Raw genomic sequence first — 1,422 nt, 5'->3', positions numbered from 1 at the left:
AAAGGGCAGTTAAACTGCCCTTTTCTTATTGGTGTGAAGCCGCGAATTGCTTTTGTTTTACTTGTTCCCATTGCCACCAACCATAAGCAGCTAATCCCACAAAAGCAGCATACAATGCTGCCGTTAAAAACAAATCCTTATAAATAAACATGCCCACATAAATAATATCGACAAAGACCCATAGTACCCACGTTGCAATATGTTTTCGGCTCGTCCAATAAGTTGCGAGTAAGCTAAAAGCAGCAAGTTGTGAATCCAACATCGGCACTGCCGCATCAGTAAAATGTTTTAATAACAACCCAAAGATTAAACCGCCTATTGCGGCAATGAGCATTTGAATAATTACTATTTTGAAAACAATCGGTTCAATCCGAATCTCATGATCTTCTCGCTTCCCTTTCAACCAATAATAAAAACCGTAAAAATTGATCACCATGAAGAAAAATTGCAGAATCGTCTCACCATAAAGTTTATAGGTATAAAAAAGATAGCCATAGAGAACGAATGCGACGAAGTTAAACCACCAGCACCACATATTCCGTCTAACCGTCAATGCAACGCCAATGACACTAATCACAACTGCAATAATTTCTAAAGGAGACAAAATAAAACTTCTATTAAAATCACATCATCACATTATGAAAAAAACTAAAAATTAAGCAATCCTAAAATTTATCTTCTGAATCATTCTATTTTCAACTTTATTGATGAACATGACTATTTTTCAACCAAAGCTTATGCTATAAAAATCTAAATTTATTTTAAATATGACTCATGTTGATCCATAAAGTTTCCTCTCAATATCCGACTCAATTCACCAATTGCATTTCAATCCATGCAATGTGGCGACGTGTCAGCATTTTATGTGAGGAGACTTTGCAAACATGAATATGATGACAATTTAAATAAAACATCAATTGCAAAAAGGTCGCCTCAGTAGCGACCTTTTTTATTACCTAAATATCCATTTTTTATAGTAAATCACTTTGTAATCACAGGAGAATTTCCATGTCACAATTCCAGCAGAAGAACTTTATTCAAGCAACACAGGGACAACCGACTGTAGTATCTACTCACCCTCGCCTTGCTACAGTCGGTCAATTTCTTGCAGTCGTATTCATTTGGTCTTTTACACCATTAGCAGCGGTATTGACTGTGCAAGAACTTCATTGGGCGTGGGGATTATTCCTACGATTTAGTCTCGCTATCCCTCTTGCATTGATTTGTCTATTTTATTTTCGACTTAAATTGATTGTGACTAAACAAGCGATGATCAGCTATGCAGCAGGTGCATTGGGCTTATTTGGTTCGATGTCTTTTTGCTATCTGGGTGCAACAAAAGTTTCATCAGGAATGATTTCTATTATTTATGGCACTGCGCCTTTGTGGACAGGCTTAATTTCTGTATTGATTTTAAAACGT

At 36.2% G+C, this 1,422-nt stretch carries 2 protein-coding genes; one reads left to right on the top strand and one right to left on the bottom strand.

Translation table 11 applies throughout. The annotated features are described in order from the left end of the window. Window positions 1–25: 25 nt before the first annotated feature. Window positions 26–604, bottom strand: a complete 579-nt coding sequence (gene pnuC / locus B4237_RS05545; RefSeq protein ID WP_278596221.1) for a nicotinamide riboside transporter PnuC — start codon at window positions 602–604, stop codon at window positions 26–28. Window positions 605–1,008: 404 nt separating this feature from the next. Here pnuC and B4237_RS05540 point away from each other — a divergent pair. Beyond that, window positions 1,009–1,422, top strand: a 414-nt coding sequence (locus tag B4237_RS05540; protein WP_286942072.1) for an EamA family transporter, incomplete at its 3' end; no start/stop codon positions are given.

Source organism: Acinetobacter sp. UBA6526, assembly GCF_002434875.1.
Taxonomy (GTDB): domain Bacteria; phylum Pseudomonadota; class Gammaproteobacteria; order Pseudomonadales; family Moraxellaceae; genus Acinetobacter; species Acinetobacter venetianus.
This window is presented reverse-complemented; position numbering and strand designations above follow the sequence as displayed.